General features: G+C 62.5%; 12 protein-coding genes. 8 read left to right on the plus strand and 4 right to left on the minus strand.

The features are described from left to right. The first annotated feature begins 5 nt into the window (after nucleotides 1–5). A complete protein-coding gene (locus ACP8KU_RS10910) occupies nucleotides 6–977 on the plus strand; it encodes a hypothetical protein (protein WP_484483747.1) in 972 nt (323 codons plus the stop codon). Nucleotides 978–1,167: 190 nt separating this feature from the next. On the opposite strand, the gene ACP8KU_RS10915 is transcribed toward ACP8KU_RS10910, so the two are convergent. Together ACP8KU_RS10915 and ACP8KU_RS10920 are read right to left on the minus strand one after the other, a co-directional pair. Continuing rightward, entirely contained in the window at nucleotides 1,168–2,856 is a 1,689-nt protein-coding gene (locus ACP8KU_RS10915; RefSeq protein WP_484483748.1) for a VanW family protein, read from the minus strand. Between the two features lie 34 nt (nucleotides 2,857–2,890). Continuing rightward, nucleotides 2,891–4,021 (minus strand): glycoside hydrolase family 3 N-terminal domain-containing protein, encoded by a 1,131-nt coding sequence (locus ACP8KU_RS10920; protein WP_284642428.1) that lies wholly within the window; start codon nucleotides 4,019–4,021, stop codon nucleotides 2,891–2,893. A 58-nt stretch (nucleotides 4,022–4,079) separates the two neighbouring features. On the opposite strand from ACP8KU_RS10920, the gene ACP8KU_RS10925 reads away from it, so the two are divergent. From ACP8KU_RS10925 to ACP8KU_RS10935, 3 genes are read left to right on the plus strand one after another with little or no spacing between them, the layout of a single operon-like run. Beyond that, nucleotides 4,080–4,586 (plus strand): universal stress protein, encoded by a 507-nt coding sequence (locus ACP8KU_RS10925; RefSeq protein WP_005279803.1) that lies wholly within the window; start codon nucleotides 4,080–4,082, stop codon nucleotides 4,584–4,586. Between the two features lie 22 nt (nucleotides 4,587–4,608). After that, nucleotides 4,609–4,806 (plus strand): DUF2613 domain-containing protein, encoded by a 198-nt coding sequence (locus ACP8KU_RS10930; RefSeq protein ID WP_005279801.1) that lies wholly within the window; start codon nucleotides 4,609–4,611, stop codon nucleotides 4,804–4,806. Nucleotides 4,807–4,820: 14 nt separating this feature from the next. After that, nucleotides 4,821–7,997 (plus strand): alpha-(1->3)-arabinofuranosyltransferase domain-containing protein, encoded by a 3,177-nt coding sequence (locus ACP8KU_RS10935; protein ID WP_484483749.1) that lies wholly within the window; start codon nucleotides 4,821–4,823, stop codon nucleotides 7,995–7,997. Here ACP8KU_RS10935 and ACP8KU_RS10940 read toward each other — a convergent pair. Further along, nucleotides 7,891–9,036: an acyltransferase family protein gene (locus ACP8KU_RS10940; protein ID WP_484483750.1), complete on the minus strand. Its 1,146-nt coding sequence runs from the start codon at nucleotides 9,034–9,036 to the stop codon at nucleotides 7,891–7,893. The two genes, ACP8KU_RS10935 and ACP8KU_RS10940, sit on opposite strands and share 107 nt — an antisense overlap. Before the next feature lie 50 nt (nucleotides 9,037–9,086). Between ACP8KU_RS10940 and ACP8KU_RS10945 the strand changes: the two genes are divergently transcribed. Together ACP8KU_RS10945 and ACP8KU_RS10950 are read left to right on the plus strand one after the other, a co-directional pair. Next, on the plus strand, nucleotides 9,087–10,280 hold the full coding sequence (locus ACP8KU_RS10945; protein ID WP_023029428.1) for a porin PorA family protein: 1,194 nt from the start codon (nucleotides 9,087–9,089) through the stop codon (nucleotides 10,278–10,280). Then, a complete protein-coding gene (locus tag ACP8KU_RS10950) occupies nucleotides 10,261–11,742 on the plus strand; it encodes an MmpA family trehalose lipid delivery protein (protein WP_023029429.1) in 1,482 nt (493 codons plus the stop codon). The genes ACP8KU_RS10945 and ACP8KU_RS10950 overlap by 20 nt, the downstream gene beginning before the upstream one ends. On the opposite strand, the gene ACP8KU_RS10955 is transcribed toward ACP8KU_RS10950, so the two are convergent. Further along, nucleotides 11,636–12,745, minus strand: coding sequence for a glycosyltransferase family 4 protein (locus ACP8KU_RS10955; RefSeq protein WP_023029430.1), 1,110 nt, complete (start codon nucleotides 12,743–12,745; stop codon nucleotides 11,636–11,638). The genes ACP8KU_RS10950 and ACP8KU_RS10955 overlap by 107 nt on opposite strands. 24 nt (nucleotides 12,746–12,769) lie before the next feature. Here ACP8KU_RS10955 and ACP8KU_RS10960 point away from each other — a divergent pair, with 24 nt between their 5' ends. Beyond that, complete coding sequence (locus ACP8KU_RS10960) at nucleotides 12,770–13,516, plus strand: class I SAM-dependent methyltransferase (protein ID WP_284642440.1); 747 nt, start codon at nucleotides 12,770–12,772, stop codon at nucleotides 13,514–13,516. A 46-nt stretch (nucleotides 13,517–13,562) separates the two neighbouring features. Beyond that, nucleotides 13,563–14,264, plus strand: a complete 702-nt coding sequence (locus tag ACP8KU_RS10965; RefSeq protein ID WP_284642442.1) for a CPBP family intramembrane glutamic endopeptidase — start codon at nucleotides 13,563–13,565, stop codon at nucleotides 14,262–14,264. Nucleotides 14,265–14,318 lie beyond the last annotated feature (54 nt).

Raw genomic sequence — 14,318 nt, forward strand, 5'->3', positions numbered from 1 at the left:
AGACAATGACGAAGTATTTCTACACCAATTCCATCGCACCGGTATCCCATGCTGTGGCGCTTCTTCGGTTTCCACTATCTACCGTTGTTGAAGAATTTCAACAGTGGGCATCAGGAATAGAAAGCATTTATACAAGGGAGTATTTCCACAGGAAGAAGCAAAAGGTTGAATGTGTAGTTCATGCGGACAAGGTATCGGCCAGTAGGAACCAGCTTGCAGAGTTACTTAAACCGCAAAATCACATTACGCAGTTTGTATTCGTCCCCACCGAGTCAGAATGGACTGCAGTTTTTAGCCCCTGCTGCTTTACCAAAGCGCCAAAGATGCCACGGATTGGTGAATTTGCCTACCTTTTGGCGCGCAAGAAAGAAATTGAGTCACAAGTTCCTTACTACATCGAAATCAAGCACACGCCGTGGGTAGATACCGACGATGTAGCCTTTTTCCATCGCGCAAGCTACGGAGAAATAGAGTTTATGATGTGCGCGCTTCCCTCCGAATTACCCGATGACCCTTTAGGCCGATTTGATTGCTGCTTCTACAGATCTTTTAGCAGCCACAAACAGTTAAAAGCTGATGGTACGCTGCACCGTTCCATGTCGTACCTCGAGGATCAAAGTGAAACTTTTAAGGATTACGGTTTTGATTTTAACTCCCTGCCAAAGGTCACTGAGTTTCCACAAGAAACGTTTACAAAAGAACACGCGCAGATTATGTGGTCTCAGTTTGGGGAAAAACAGATAGAAGCCATCCTCGCACCACTAGGTGTGTCACCATATGATGACGCTTTCTATGGGACGGACGGCTATTTGGCACGTCTAACACCAGCACGCGTTGTCGACCCACACACTAATAAGTTGGTCACGGCTCCCGACTTCGATCCCCCGGCACGTATCCCGTTAGAAAAGTACCAATTTTTCCAAGGACTCCACGACGGTCCTCTCCGCTCTTGGTCGTCAACACCTATTGCAGAATAGAAGCCAGAGGAAACAAAGGCCTAACCCCGATGGGTCCACTTTCCAGGGGCATACCCCTTGCTAGTCTGTGACACTTAGCCACTGGGCAAACTCTTCTTGTGCTTGCTCTGCCCAACGCAGGTTGGATTCAATGACCACGCTGCCAAAGCTGAGCGTGGTCAAGGTTCGCTTTTCCACAGTGACGAGGCTACTAGCCACACCGCACGATGGGCTGTGGATCGTAAACCGTGGTCTTGGTCTCGCGGGAAAGCTCCTTGCCGCCGAGATCCTTGATGATGCGGGTATCGGACGTCGTAAAGCCCGGGGAGCCAGATGATGGCGAGCAGTCGCTGCCTGGCACGGACATCGGCTGTGGCTCGGTCTTGGCCCAGCGGCCGTTATTGATGGATTCCACCTCTACCGTCTTAGTGCCCTTCAAACGGACGGTGATCTCACCGCCGCCAAAATTAGTCTCGATCTGCACTGGGGTATTGAATGTATTGGTAAATTGCAGGTCAATGGCGCCCTCGTACACGGTGGCTTCGCGGCCGGCCGGGTAGCGGGAAATATAGTACGAGTGCGGGGTGTGCGCGGTATCTTGCATGCCGGCGAAGTAGGCGGCGTTATACAGGGTGGTGGCGAACTGAGAGATGCCACCGCCCACGGCGGAACCGGAGTGGCCGTTGATGATGATGCCGGATTCCACATAACCCTGCGCGGTGCCGCGGGGGCCGGTATAGCCGTTGAGGGAGAAGGTCTCACCGGGGTTGACAACGGCACCGTTGACCTCTTGGGCAACGAGCTGGATATTGCGTCCAGAGGCGGAGGAGAAGCCGCCGGTGGTGAACTCACCCACGGTATCGTTAAACGTCGCGTTTTCGGCGTCCTCGGTGGAGAACTCGGCAGGGTCAGGCTTGTAGGTTGCGTCCCACTCGCGGTCATCGCCAGTCACGCGCTCATCAAAGCCCTCCATGGTGGGCTTCCAGTCAATGATCTCGCCGTCCTGGGAGGGGGTGACCTGCCTGGAGCCACCGGCGAATTTCACCTTGGCGTTCACGCCAGGCACGTCGGCGCCATCGCTGCGCTCTTGCAGCAATTGCTGCGCGCGGTTGCTATCCACTACCAGGTGCAGCTGGCCATCCTTTTTCTCAATGCTGGTGAACTGGGAAATCTCCGGCTTATTCAGCGTGGCGGTCACGTTATTTTTCGCCTTCAAGGTCAGCGGATTATCCAGGGCCTTGGCGGCATCGCCGGTGCGCATCTTTTCAATGGCCGCCTCATTAATGGCCGGCTCGATTTCTTCCGGTTCCACCTGCACGCCGTCTTTGTCCAGCCAATTCGCCGCCACCGCATCGTGTAATTCGGTGCCGTCTACGGACTGGCCCAACGTGGGATCGGTGACCTTGAGCTCGCCATTATTAAGCTCCAGCATGCCATCGACTGGATCGGTAGAAAGCTCGTCTTTGACGCGGTCAAGGGTGGGCTGTAGCTTGCTATCGTCCACATCGGTTTCTACCGGGATATCTTCGGTGGAGCGAAAGAAGCTGGCCAGGCGGGTAATGGGGTTGAGGGAAGGTTCCTCGATGCCGTCGACGGCGGCCTGGTTATCCAAGGCCAGGCCGGATTCGGCAGGGGTAAATGCAGACTGCAGATCTCCTGCGGTCACGGTCACGGGCTGGGTCTCAACGCCCTTGAGCTCGTCCTCGAGCTTGGCCACGGCGGCGGTGCGCTCCATGGCGGAAATATCCACGCCGCCGACGGAGACACTGCGCGGGATCTTGTCCTGGTTTGCTATGACATCCCAGGCATAAGCGATGCCCGCAATGAGGACGAAGCCAACGATCACGCCAAGCGTGACGAGCCAGCCCTTTGCACCGTTTTTTCCTTCTGCCTTCTTCACGCCTTAAAGGTTAACGGGTAAAGGGGCGTTTTTCCTAGTCGCTGTCCCCATCGTGCACGTGGCGGGCGGCTTCGCCGAGGCGCTCAGGGGCCAACCTGTCCTCATCCACGGCGCCCACGACGGCATCGATCACCGCATTGATATCTGCCTCGGTGGACCACAGGGGCATGTCGGCGCCGGCGGCGAGGGAGGTAATGACGGCATCGGCAAGCGGCAGCGAATCCGAAATGGCCGCCATGCCGCCAATGTCATCGGTATAGATGGTGCCGTCATACTGCAAGGCCTCGCGGGCAAGGCCGTAGGCTTCCGGCAGGATGGAGGCAGGGGTCTGGCCATCGCCCAGGCCCGGCACCGCGAGGTGGCCCATCATCAACGCCGCATTCGGTGCTGCGGGAATGGCATTCCGGAAGGGAATGAACTCATGGTTCTCAAGCTCTTCGAGCGGCGGGGTAATGGCCTCTGCCAGGTGGGTATCGCCCGAGGCGCGGCCATGGCCCGGGAAGTGCTTGAATACGGCCTTGACCCCGGCGGTATCCAGCCCGCGGGCAAAGGCAGCACCGTATTCGCCGGCCTGGGCGGGGTCGGTGGAAAAGGCGCGGTCACCCACGACTTCGAGGCCATCACCATCGACATCGAGCACCGGCGCGAAGTCCACGTTGATGCCGTAGTCCATGAGCCGCTTGCCGATGTCCCCCGCCAGCTGTTCCACCTGCTCCGGCGAGTTTTCCGCCGCCATCTGCTGCGCGGAGGGGTATTCGCCCAAGATTTCAGAAAAACGCTGCACGCGACCGCCCTCAAAGTCGATGGCGACCTCAAAATCGCGGCCTAGTTCCGCGCGCAGGGCGTTAATATTGCGGCCCTCTTCTTCTAGCAAACCAGGATCCGCCCAGCTCGGGATGAAGATGCCTCCCACGCCGGCCTCCAGCTTGGCCTTGGCGTCCTCATAGCTGGTCGCCGGCGGCATGAGCACCGAGGCGGCGGTGGCGCGAATATCTTCCGGCGCCGGCGCTGGTGCCGGGGCTGGGGCGGCCTCCGTGGCGGACTCTGGCGATGAGGGCGCGGGGGCTGCGGACTCGCGCGCCTTGTCCTCGTCCGAGGCGGAATTAGAGCAGGCGCTCAGCACCGCCACGAGGCCCAAACTGACAATGATGCGGGAATATGTCATGCCTTCCAGTGTGCAGCATTCCTCGCGAACTGTCCCAAGCGGTGGGTAGACTAGTGACATGAGTAACGGCAAAACAATGTTAATTGCCTATGATGGCACCGAACGCGCCGATCGCGCCTTGGAGTACGCCGCCCAGCTTTTGCGCCCCTCCACGGTGGAAATCCTCACCGCGTGGGAGCCGGTGGCCCGCCAAACCGCGCGCGCCGTCAGCCGCACGGGCATGCACCAGTCCACCGTGTCCCCCGATAGCGTGGAAGACGATCCGGCTTACGAAGAGGCGCTGAAGATCTGCCGTCAGGGCACCCAATTGGCAGAGAACCTCGGCCTGGCCGGCCGCGCGCACCTCGTGGAATCCGCCACCACCATTTCTTCGGCCATCGTGGATGCCGCGCACGAGCTCGACGTGGATGTCATCGTGACCGGCACCCGCGCGCTCACCGGCTTCCGCGCCTGGTGGACCAACTCCACGGCGGACCAGATCGTGCGCAATGCGGGCCTGCCCGTCTTTATCGTCCCGCAAGAAAACGACGAAGACGCGGACGAGGACGATCCGGAATACTTCTAAGTAACTGCTAATATCTTTAGCCATGGCTCTGGAATCCGATTCTTTAAACAAGCGCACCCTCGGCCCCGCCGTGGGTAGCGCTGTTGTGGGCATCGCCCTGGGCATTATCACCATCATCGGCATCGCCCAGTTCTCCGGCAGTGATACCGTGCCGGAAGGCAATGCGGTCTCCCCCGATGATGCGGTGCTGGGCGGGCCTGAATACGGTTCCCGCACTTAGATGGGCGCACCGGCGTGCATGACCGGACCGATCAGCTCCCCCGCGGCCCACATAGCGGTTCCTACGTACACCGCTACCGCGCACTAGGCCGCGCCCTGCGCCACCGCTGCGCGCGCCTTGCCCGGCCCTACCCGCTCGGCATTATTGCCTTGGCGCTCATCCTCGCGGTGCAGCCGTGGGGGCTGACCGCCGCCGATACCAAACACGATCTGGCCGCCAACCCGCGGCACTTCCTGCGCGGCGCGCTTGATGCCTATACCGATATCTTTACCCTGGGCCAACTGCAGAACCAGGCCTATGGCTACCTCTTCCCGCAGGGCCCCTTTTTTGTTTTAACCGAGCCTCTGCCGGATTGGATAGCCCAACGCCTGTGGTGGCTGTTGGTCTTAAGCGTGGGCTTTATCGGCTTTCATAAACTGGCCACCCGGATAGGCCTGCGCGGCCGGTGGGTCTGGGTGGCGGCGATGCTCTATGCGCTCTCCCCGCGCTCGCTCTCCACGTTGACGGCCATTTCTTCTGAAACCTGGCCCGTCATGTTAGCCCCGTGGGTCATCCTGCCCTTCCTCCGGGAAAAACTCACCTGGCGCGATGCTGCCGCCGCCACGATTCCCGTGGCGCTGATGGGCGCGGTCAATGCCACCGCCACGCTCGCGGCGTGCACCCCGGCGCTTGTCATCGTGGTCTACCGCCGCGCCTTTAAGCCCGGCGCGGCCTGGCTGCTTGGCTGCCTGTGCGTATCCGCGTGGTGGATTGGCCCGCTTTTAATCTTGGGCCGCTACGCCCCACCGTTTACGGAATTTATCGAATCCTCCCGCGTGACCACTAGGTGGCTGAACCTGCCGGAAATCCTGCGCGGGACGACGAGCTGGTCGCCCTTTGCGGATGCCGAGCGCATCGCCGGCAATGAGCTCGCGACCTCAGCCTTCTTTGTGCTTATCACCATGGCTGTGGCCGCGATAGGCATTTATGGCCTGTGCCGGCTGCCCCGCGTGTGGTCCATCATGCTCATTACCGGCGTGGCAATTTTGGGCTGCCAGGCGGCGTGGTACCTCGACGCGCTCGATGGGGTGCTCGCACCCCTGCGCAACCTGCACAAATTCGATCCGCTGGTGCGCATCCCCTTGCTTTTGGGTTTTGCCCGTGCCTGCCAGCGCCTGCCGCTGCCCACCGGCCTGCGCCCCACCAAGAAGCAGACGGTAGGCGCGCTGGTGCTGCTCGTGTGCATCAGCGCGCTCTCCCCGGCGTGGTCGCAGCGGCTGCTGCCCTTAGGCGCCTACGACGAGGTACCGGACTATTGGCATGAGGCCACGGATTACATCAACGAGCATGCGGAAAATACCCGCACCCTGATCTATCCCGAGGCCTCCTTCGCCCGCCAAGAGTGGGGTTGGACCCGCGATGAGCCGGCGCAGCCGCTTCTTGATGTCCCCTGGGCCGTCCGGGATGCCATCCCCCTCGTGCCACCGGAGGCCATCCGTGGTCTCGACGGCGTGATGGCAGCGCTAGACGAGGACCCAGCCAGCGGCGTGCGCGCCTTGCAGCGCCTGGGCATCGGCGCGGTGATGGTGCGCCACGATCTTTTTGCCGCCGATAATGACACCTTGAGCAGCAAATTTGGCGGTGAAGTGCATACTTTTGGCGAGGTCGATGTGATCCTGCTCGAGCAGCATTCCATGGCTTTGACCTCAGCCGATCCCGTCCGCGTGGCCGGTGGCGGCGAGGCGCTAGCTTTCCTCGATGCCCACAATGGCCCTGCTGCCCGCGAGCTGGTGGACGATGATGCCGATATCGTCACCGATACCCCCACGCTGGTGGATCGCAATTACGGCACGCTCCACGGCGCCGCCTCGGCACCGCTGGCCGCAGACGATCCCAGCCACGTTTATAACCGCCTGCGCGATTATCCCTCCGCCGGCCCGCTGACCACGGTGGAGACCCACGGCGGCGATGTCGAAGTCTCTTCTTCTGCCGCCGATGCCACCGCCTTTGGCGGCGCCCAGCCGGAAAAGTCCGCCACCGCGGCGGTCGATGGGGAAAATTCCACCGCCTGGTGGCCCGCGCCCGGCGATGATGAGGGCTGGATCGAGCTGCGCGGTGACTTTAGCCAACCGAGCCTGAAGCTCATGGCCACCAGCTCCACCACGGTAACGGTGCGCTCGGGTGGCGCTGCAGTAGAAGTGGATCTCCAACCCTTCCGCTCCAAGACGGTGCGCGTGCCCGGCGGGGATTCGCAGGCCATCCGCGTGGAGCTATCCCACCGCACCGGCATCGCGGAACTGGAGGTAGAAGGCCACCCCATCGAGCGCGTGGTGACCGTACCGGATACCTCGCCGAATGTGCACCAATTCTTCTTCCAGCAGATGGTGCACGATACCGGTGTGCTCATTCGCGATGTCACCGTGCCGCGCCGCATGGAGGTCACCGTGGATTCCACCAAGCCGGTGCTCATCGATTCCCACCGGTACTCCCCCGGCAGCACCCTGAGCCTCGAGCCCGGCGTCCACCGCGTGCGCACCACCGGCGCGTGGGTGTCCATGACGGAGAAGGGCTGGACCCCGCCGAGCGATTATCGCCTCACCGATTTTTCTATCGCTGCTGCAGAGGATGAGCGTCTGCTCATTACCGGCCGCGCCTTTAATAAGGGCCTGCGCGGGTTTATAGGCGATACCGAGCTCGCCCCGTACGAGATCGATGCCGCCACCCAGGCGTTTATCGTCCCCGCGGGTACCGATGGGGAATTCCGCATGACCTTTAAGGCGCAGCCGGCCTACCGCGCCGCCCTGTTCTTTGGGGGCGCGCTCGGCCTGACCACGCTGGGGTTCTGCCTGCTTTTCGCCGCGCGCCGCGGCCCGCAGCCCACCTGGCACCCGGAGCCTGGTGGCATGGCCTCCGCTGTGTACTCGCTGGCCTGCCTCGCACTGGTGGGCTGGCCGGCAGTACTTGCGGGCATGGCCGCCTGGCTCATCGTGCGGTGGACCACCATTCCGCGGGCCTTTTTAGCCAGCGGCGTGGTAGCGGCGGCCGGGGCCATCCTCGCCCGCGCCCCATGGACTTCAGGGGCCTATGCGGGCGATTCCGTGCTGCTTATGTGCTTATGTGCCGCGGGGCTGGCCTGCCTTTTCGCCGCCGACGGCCCTGGCCCCGGCCCCGGCCGCGGCCCATCAGAAGATCGCGGCCCGGGCGCTCGATAAGCGTGTAACTCGCCGCAGAAACCACAACGGTGCCCACCACCGTGACGGCAAGGATCACCCAAAAATCCAGCGGTTTCCCGCTAAACAACGCCACCCCGGTCAGCGGGAAGGCCACGGCGAGCACCGCCACGTGCCACAGGAAAATGGAATAGGACCACGCGCCCAGCGCCTGCATCAGCGGCGAGTTAAGCCACGAGGTTCCACGTGGAACTAGGGCCACCGGCACCACCACGCACGCCGCGAATACCGCCCCGGCGATGATGCGGCGGGCAAATTCCGCCGGCTCCGGGTGCACCAGCCCGGCCGGCCCAAACCAATCCCGGCTCGCCACCCACAGCACGAGCCCCGCCAGCACAACCCAGGCCCAGCGCGCCTGCAGAATGCGCGCCATGCGCTTGCCGATGCCACTTTCTTCCACCTCCGCCGCCAGCATGCCCACCGCGAACCAGGAGGCATAGGCCGGCGGCCAGATTTGCGAGTTAACCTGGTCCTCGCTGTAGTCCGCGACAAAGGGGATAAATCCCCACCCCCAGCTCAGCACGGCGGCGCCTGCGATAACGGCCATGCGCCAGCGCTGCGGCAGGCCGCCAATGGCCCACACGAGGAGCGGTAGTACCAGGTAAAAGAAAAACTCCACGCACAGCGACCACAGGTGGGTAAGGCCCGGGGCAAGGCCATCGGCCACATAGATCTGCGTGGAGGTCAGGTTGGCGAGGATCTGGGTGGGGGTGATGGAGTGGGCATCGGGAAGCAGCAGCAATACCGATACCACGCAGGCATAATAGGCCGGTGCCAAGCGCGCGATGCGGGAGTGGGCATAGCCGCGCACCGTGTGCAGCCCGCGCCGGCGCCACAGGAGGAAGGCGCTGAGGGCGAAGAAGACGGCGACGAAGAAATCGAAGCGCCCGGCAAATCCCCACCCGGTGCCGGTTTGGAAGGATACGTGGGTGACAATGATCCCTAATGCGGCAACCGCGCGTAGGCCGTCTAGCTCCGGCAGGTGCTGGGGTAGTCTTTTCACAGATGCCTGCGTGCGCACGCTTGCTCCTTTACCCCGGAAACCTGAAACTGATTGGATATAGTACTGCAATGAGCCGCTACCTTTGGCCACGCTCGCCACGGGCGTGGGTTGTCATTGCCGCAATCATTTTCCTCCTCATTGGTACCCTCGCGCCAACGCTCTACAATAACCGGACCCGCCCGCTGGGCTTGGATAAGGATTTTTCCACCTCGAGCGGGCCCACCGACGCGGTGTGGATGGACGTGCGCGCCCTCATGGCCGGCGAGGCCCCTTCCGATACCGCATCCAGCGATGACCCGCGCTGCGCCGAAAAATCCGCCCCGATGTGGTGCTACCAGCACCACGAGCCGCTGACCTTGGAGCGCACCATTGCCACCGGCGAGGTCGACGATGATGACACCATCGCCACCACCGACTCCGTGACCAGCCTACTTGCCGGAAAAGCTGGGGACTCCCAAGAGGAAATCGCCACCATTGATCAGGACTCGGTGCTCAACCGCGAATCCACGTTCCCAGTCGCGGATCCGGTCAATAAATGGGCCCTCGCCTTGCCCCAATTCAACGCCGATCTAACCCGCGCGGACTTCGAGCGAGACGGCCTGACCTATTTCTTCCCCTCCGGCACGGAGCAACGCTCCTACGCATTTTTTGATGTCCTGGCCCAAGAATCCACGCCGATAGACTTTACTGGTGATTCAAAAATGGATGGCATTCCCATCTATTCCTATCACCAGGACGTACAGCCGCTTCCGCTGAAAAACACCTTTAGCAATATCAGCGCGGGGCTAGATAGCACCACTAAAACGGACGAGCTGAAATCCAGCGATTTCCAGCTGAAGGGTCCCGCCAGCCGTTTTTATGACCGCCACTCGCGCGAGCTTTTGGACTTGGATGCGGATGCCACCGTTATTGTCGAGCCCTTTTATACCGTGGGCCGCGATATTTCGGTCGAGCCCACCACCGGCACCATCGTGGATGTCCGCGAAAACGTCAAGGTCTTTTTCGCCACCGATATCCAGCAGGCGGGAACCCTCATCGCAGAAGATGACACCGAAGATCGCTCCGTGCTGGCAGCGGATTTCCGGTGGGCAGAGGATACCCGTGCGGAACGCCTCGCTGAGGTCCGCCCGGTAATCTACGCTATCCGGGGGCTTATGGCCGTTGGCTGGCTGGGCAAGGCCATCGGCGTTTCCCTGCTCATTTTCGCCGCCTACCAGTACATGCGCCGCCACCGTGACGCCCATGATGCCGCACACGCCTAGGCGCATCCTCCTCGGGCTATGGGGAATTATCCTCGTGGCCGCGGTGTGCTGGCCCTTCGCGCTGCCCGGCGAATTCCTCTGGCGCGATATGGTGCTCCTAAACAATCCGGGGCTTACCCCATCCGCGCTAGGCGCAGGAAGCCTGCCCGCCCGCAACGCACCACAAGATGGGTTTTTGGCCTTACTCGGCGGCGCCTGGGCCGCCCGGGTGCTCATCTTTGCCGCCGCCGGGGCCGCCGCGTTCACCGCCGCGCTGTGGTCTCGAACCACGGTAGCGGCACTGGCCGCGATGACCATCGCGGTGGCCAATCCCTTTGTCATCGAACGCCTCTTACAAGGCCAGTGGTCCCTGGCCATTGCCGCTTGGTTGCTCCCGGTCATCGCCTGGGCGGGGCGCCGCCACAGCTGGCTGGCGTGGATCGCCATGTGGGGCGCATCGCTTACCCCTACCGGTGGGCTGTTCGCGGTGGTCACAGCCCTTTTTACCTGCCGGAAGCGGGTCGCCCTGGCAGGCTGCCTCTTGTGGCTGCCGTGGCTGGTTCCAGGCCTTTTCCACCCCAGCGTGCCCGGCGATGCCGCAGCCGCCGTCGCGGCCTTTTCCCCGCGCGCAGAAGAACACGTGGGCACGGTGGGCGCGCTGCTGCGCCTCGGCGGAATCTGGAATGGCGAGGCCGCCCTTGGCCTGGCAGTGTTCGGCCTCTTCGTCGCAGTTCTCGCGCTGGCGGGTGCGCACCGCGTCCCGGCGCGCTTGACCGTCCTAGCCGCGCTGGGCATAGGTGGGGCGCTGGCATGTTGGCTACTGCCCGGCATGCTGGAATGGGCCATCGATAACGTTCCAGGGGCGGGACTCTTGCGCGATAGCCACAAACTCACGATGCTCGCGCTGCCGCTATACGTTGCCTCCATCGGTGCACTGCCGCAGATTCCAGCCGCACTGGCGCTGGTAGCCGCCACGATTCAGGTCCTTCCCGCCCCGTCCCGCCTTGCCGTGCTTTCTCCCCGCGATACCGGGGTGGATGAGCAGTTGGTGCGCGATATCGACGGACGCCTGGCGTTCTTTCCGGAGCGGCCCAATTTGGTGGAGGTTCCCACGGGAAATGGCCGCGCGCATGGAGAAGCCACCCCGGGAGTCGCGGTCGATCCCTATTCCAAGGCCGTGCCGATGGTGGAATCCGGCGAGCTCAGCGTGGACGGTGACGTCATCGATCAAGCCTCACCGCAGTACCGCGCGGCGCTGCGCGCCTGGCAGGACCAAGATATGGCAGGCCTTGCGGAACTTGGCGTGGGCGTCGTGGTGATAGATGGCGCCATCGCCGCAGAGACCACCGCCCCGCGCCCCGCGCTACCGTGGGCGCTTACCGCCCTGTGGACGGCTTACCCGCTACTAAGCCTTGGAGCAATTGCGCAAACGCAACGCCGGTCTTCTCCCACGAAAAGCGCGCGGCAAACTCCCGGGCATTAGACCCTAGGCGCCGTCGCAACTCCGCGTTCTCCAATAGCTCTTGGGTGGCCGCCACGAAGTCGCCCTCTTTTTCTACAAGGATTCCGGTCTCGCCATCGATTACGCTATCGCGCAGGCCAAATGCATAACCCACTGTGGGAACCCCATGTTGGGCGGCCTCCATAACGGCAAGGCCCCATCCCTCTTTGCGGGAGGGCATGAGGTGGGCATCGGCACGCGCGAGCAAGGCGTGCTTATAGTCTTCCGTAACCTGGCCGCGAAAACGCACGCGATCCGTCACGCCGAGCTTTTCGGCATAATCGCGCAAGTTCGATTCCCACCAGCCCGAGCCAATCACATCCAATACCGCCCCCGGTGTGCGCGCCACCGTATCCATGGCGTGCTCAATCTGCTTGTGTGGGACTAGCCGCGAGAGGGTCACCAAGTGCTTATCCGCCTCGCGCTCGAGGGAAGGCACGTGCGCCGGAATGGGGTCTAAGCCATTGGCGATGATCCGCGCGCCGTCAATGCCGAGCGCCTCCAAATCCTCGCGCGAGGCCTGCGAGACCGTGACGTAGGTCGAATCCCGATATACCCGCGGTGCCACGCGCGATTCCAAAAACCAGCCCAGCCGCCCGAGCACCGGACCGGCCACGGGCCATTGCTCACGGTGGCAATGGTGCGTAAGCAGCACCGTCGGCGCGCCGGAAATCAACCGCGCGAAGAAGGGAATGCCGTTTTGGGTATCGATGACCACGTCAATGCCGCGCAGGTCCCCCAGGCCCATTCTCCCGGCCACAATGGCCACCCACGCGCGCGGGTACACGCCAAACTTGGCACCACCGCGGCTATAGCGCACGCCATCCCGAACCTCCCGGCGCGCCGCATTCATGTGCTTAGAGGTGCGAAAGACCACCTCGTGGCCCTGCGCCGCTAGGTACTCCCCCACGCGTTCGAGGTAACGCTCGGAGCCACCGCCCTGCGGGTGGGTGGAATCGCGCCAGCATAGTAAAAGAATTTTCATCGTGGGGTATTAGCCTAGTGGTTTATGAAACACACCCGCGACATGGCCACGCTCTCCCGCTCCTGGGCGCTGCTGCGCTCGTTCCGCTTCGAGCAAACCCGCCCCGATATTTTCTACGGCGGCCTAGCAGAAGATACGGCCACGCTGGTGGAGAACTTGGGCCGCGATTTGGGCGTGCCGCTTGCCGATGCCCTCGTGCTCGACGTAGGCGGCGGCCCCGGCTATTTTGCCGCCGCCTTCGCGGACCGCGGTGCGTCCTACGTTGGCCTTGAGCCCGATGCGGGGGAAATGTCCGCGGCCAATATCCACCTCAGCAATTCCGTGCGTGGCGATGGCACGCGCCTGCCCTTCGTGGACGATTCCTTCGATGTGGTCTATTCCTCTAATGTCGCCGAACACATCCCCCGCCCGTGGGATATGGGCAAAGAAATGCTGCGCGTTACCCGCCCCGGCGGCCTGTGCATCATGAGCTATACCGTCTGGCTGGGCCCCTTCGGCGGCCACGAAACCGGGTTATGGGAGCACTACATAGGCGGCGCCTTCGCCCGCGACCGCTATACCCGCCGCCACGGGCACCCGCCCAAGAATGTCTTTGGCACCTCGCTATTTAATGTCCCCTGCTCCACCGGCCTTACCTGGGCCGAGTCCACCGGCGCGCTAAAGCTCGCCTTTCCGCGCTACCACCCCAGCTGGGCGTGGTGGCTGACCAAGGTTCCTGGTCTGCGCGAATTCGCCGTGTCCAACCTGACGCTGGTACTGCAGCCCGACTAAGCCACGCCACAGCTCGCGCCGAGGTTGACCTGCTATGCTGCCCAGCATGCCGGACCAACTACAGCGCTCACAGCTCTCTCCCGCCGTTCGCGCAGCTCACCTGGGGTGGGCCGTAGCCAGCGTCGTCGCCACATTTGCCGGTGCGGCACTCATTGGCATCGCCTGTGGCCTCATTACAAAGAGCGGTTCCTGGGTCGCCTTTGGCATCGCCATCGGCGGCGCCTTCTTCGGCTTGGGAACGGTCTGGTACGGATTTTCCCGCCGCTTGGGCTGGTCGTGGCGCGATGCCGGGTTTGTGAAATCCGAGCATTCCTTATGGCACCTGCTGTGGTGGATTCCCCTCGCCATCCTGAGCTCTGGTGCGGCCACGGGCGCCGTCAATGCACTCCTGGGCAGCGAACCAGCCGGCAATAACCTTTCCGCCGGCCTAAAGATCAGCCCCGCCGCCACCATCATGGTGGTACTCAGCACCGCGCTTGTCATTCCCCTCGTAGAAGAGGTGGCCTTTCGCCGCGTCCTATTGGATTGGCTGCAAAATTCCATGCCCACCTGGGCGGCAGCGCTTATCACCATCGCCGTCTTCGCCCTCGCACACGGCATCCCCGCAGTAATGCTCTACATCGCATTCTTTGGCACCTTTTTGGTGCTCGCGCGCCTCTGGTTCAAGACACTTACCGCTCCCCTGTGCATTCACATTGCAAATAACACGATCGTGGCAATCACGGCCCTAGCGGGACTATCAGGCTAAGCAGCCCCTGCGCGGCGAGATAAGAAAGCGCAAGTGGCTTAAACGACCGCTATA

The sequence above is a fragment of the Corynebacterium sp. LaCa_282 genome (genome assembly GCF_057198125.1).

Excerpts from the sequence above, each read along its gene's own strand:
- ACP8KU_RS10950 (WP_023029429.1), top strand. The coding sequence starts at position 10,261 with ATGATGCCGCACACGCCTAGGCGCATCCTCCTCGGGCTATGGGGAATT.
- ACP8KU_RS10920 (WP_284642428.1), bottom strand. The coding sequence starts at position 4,021 with ATGACATATTCCCGCATCATTGTCAGTTTGGGCCTCGTGGCGGTGCTG.
- ACP8KU_RS10955 (WP_023029430.1), bottom strand. The coding sequence starts at position 12,745 with ATGAAAATTCTTTTACTATGCTGGCGCGATTCCACCCACCCGCAGGGC.
- ACP8KU_RS10960 (WP_284642440.1), top strand. The coding sequence starts at position 12,770 with ATGAAACACACCCGCGACATGGCCACGCTCTCCCGCTCCTGGGCGCTG.
- ACP8KU_RS10930 (WP_005279801.1), top strand. The coding sequence starts at position 4,609 with ATGGCTCTGGAATCCGATTCTTTAAACAAGCGCACCCTCGGCCCCGCC.
- ACP8KU_RS10945 (WP_023029428.1), top strand. The coding sequence starts at position 9,087 with ATGAGCCGCTACCTTTGGCCACGCTCGCCACGGGCGTGGGTTGTCATT.
- ACP8KU_RS10965 (WP_284642442.1), top strand. The coding sequence starts at position 13,563 with ATGCCGGACCAACTACAGCGCTCACAGCTCTCTCCCGCCGTTCGCGCA.
- ACP8KU_RS10925 (WP_005279803.1), top strand. The coding sequence starts at position 4,080 with ATGAGTAACGGCAAAACAATGTTAATTGCCTATGATGGCACCGAACGC.
- ACP8KU_RS10910 (WP_484483747.1), top strand. The coding sequence starts at position 6 with ATGACGAAGTATTTCTACACCAATTCCATCGCACCGGTATCCCATGCT.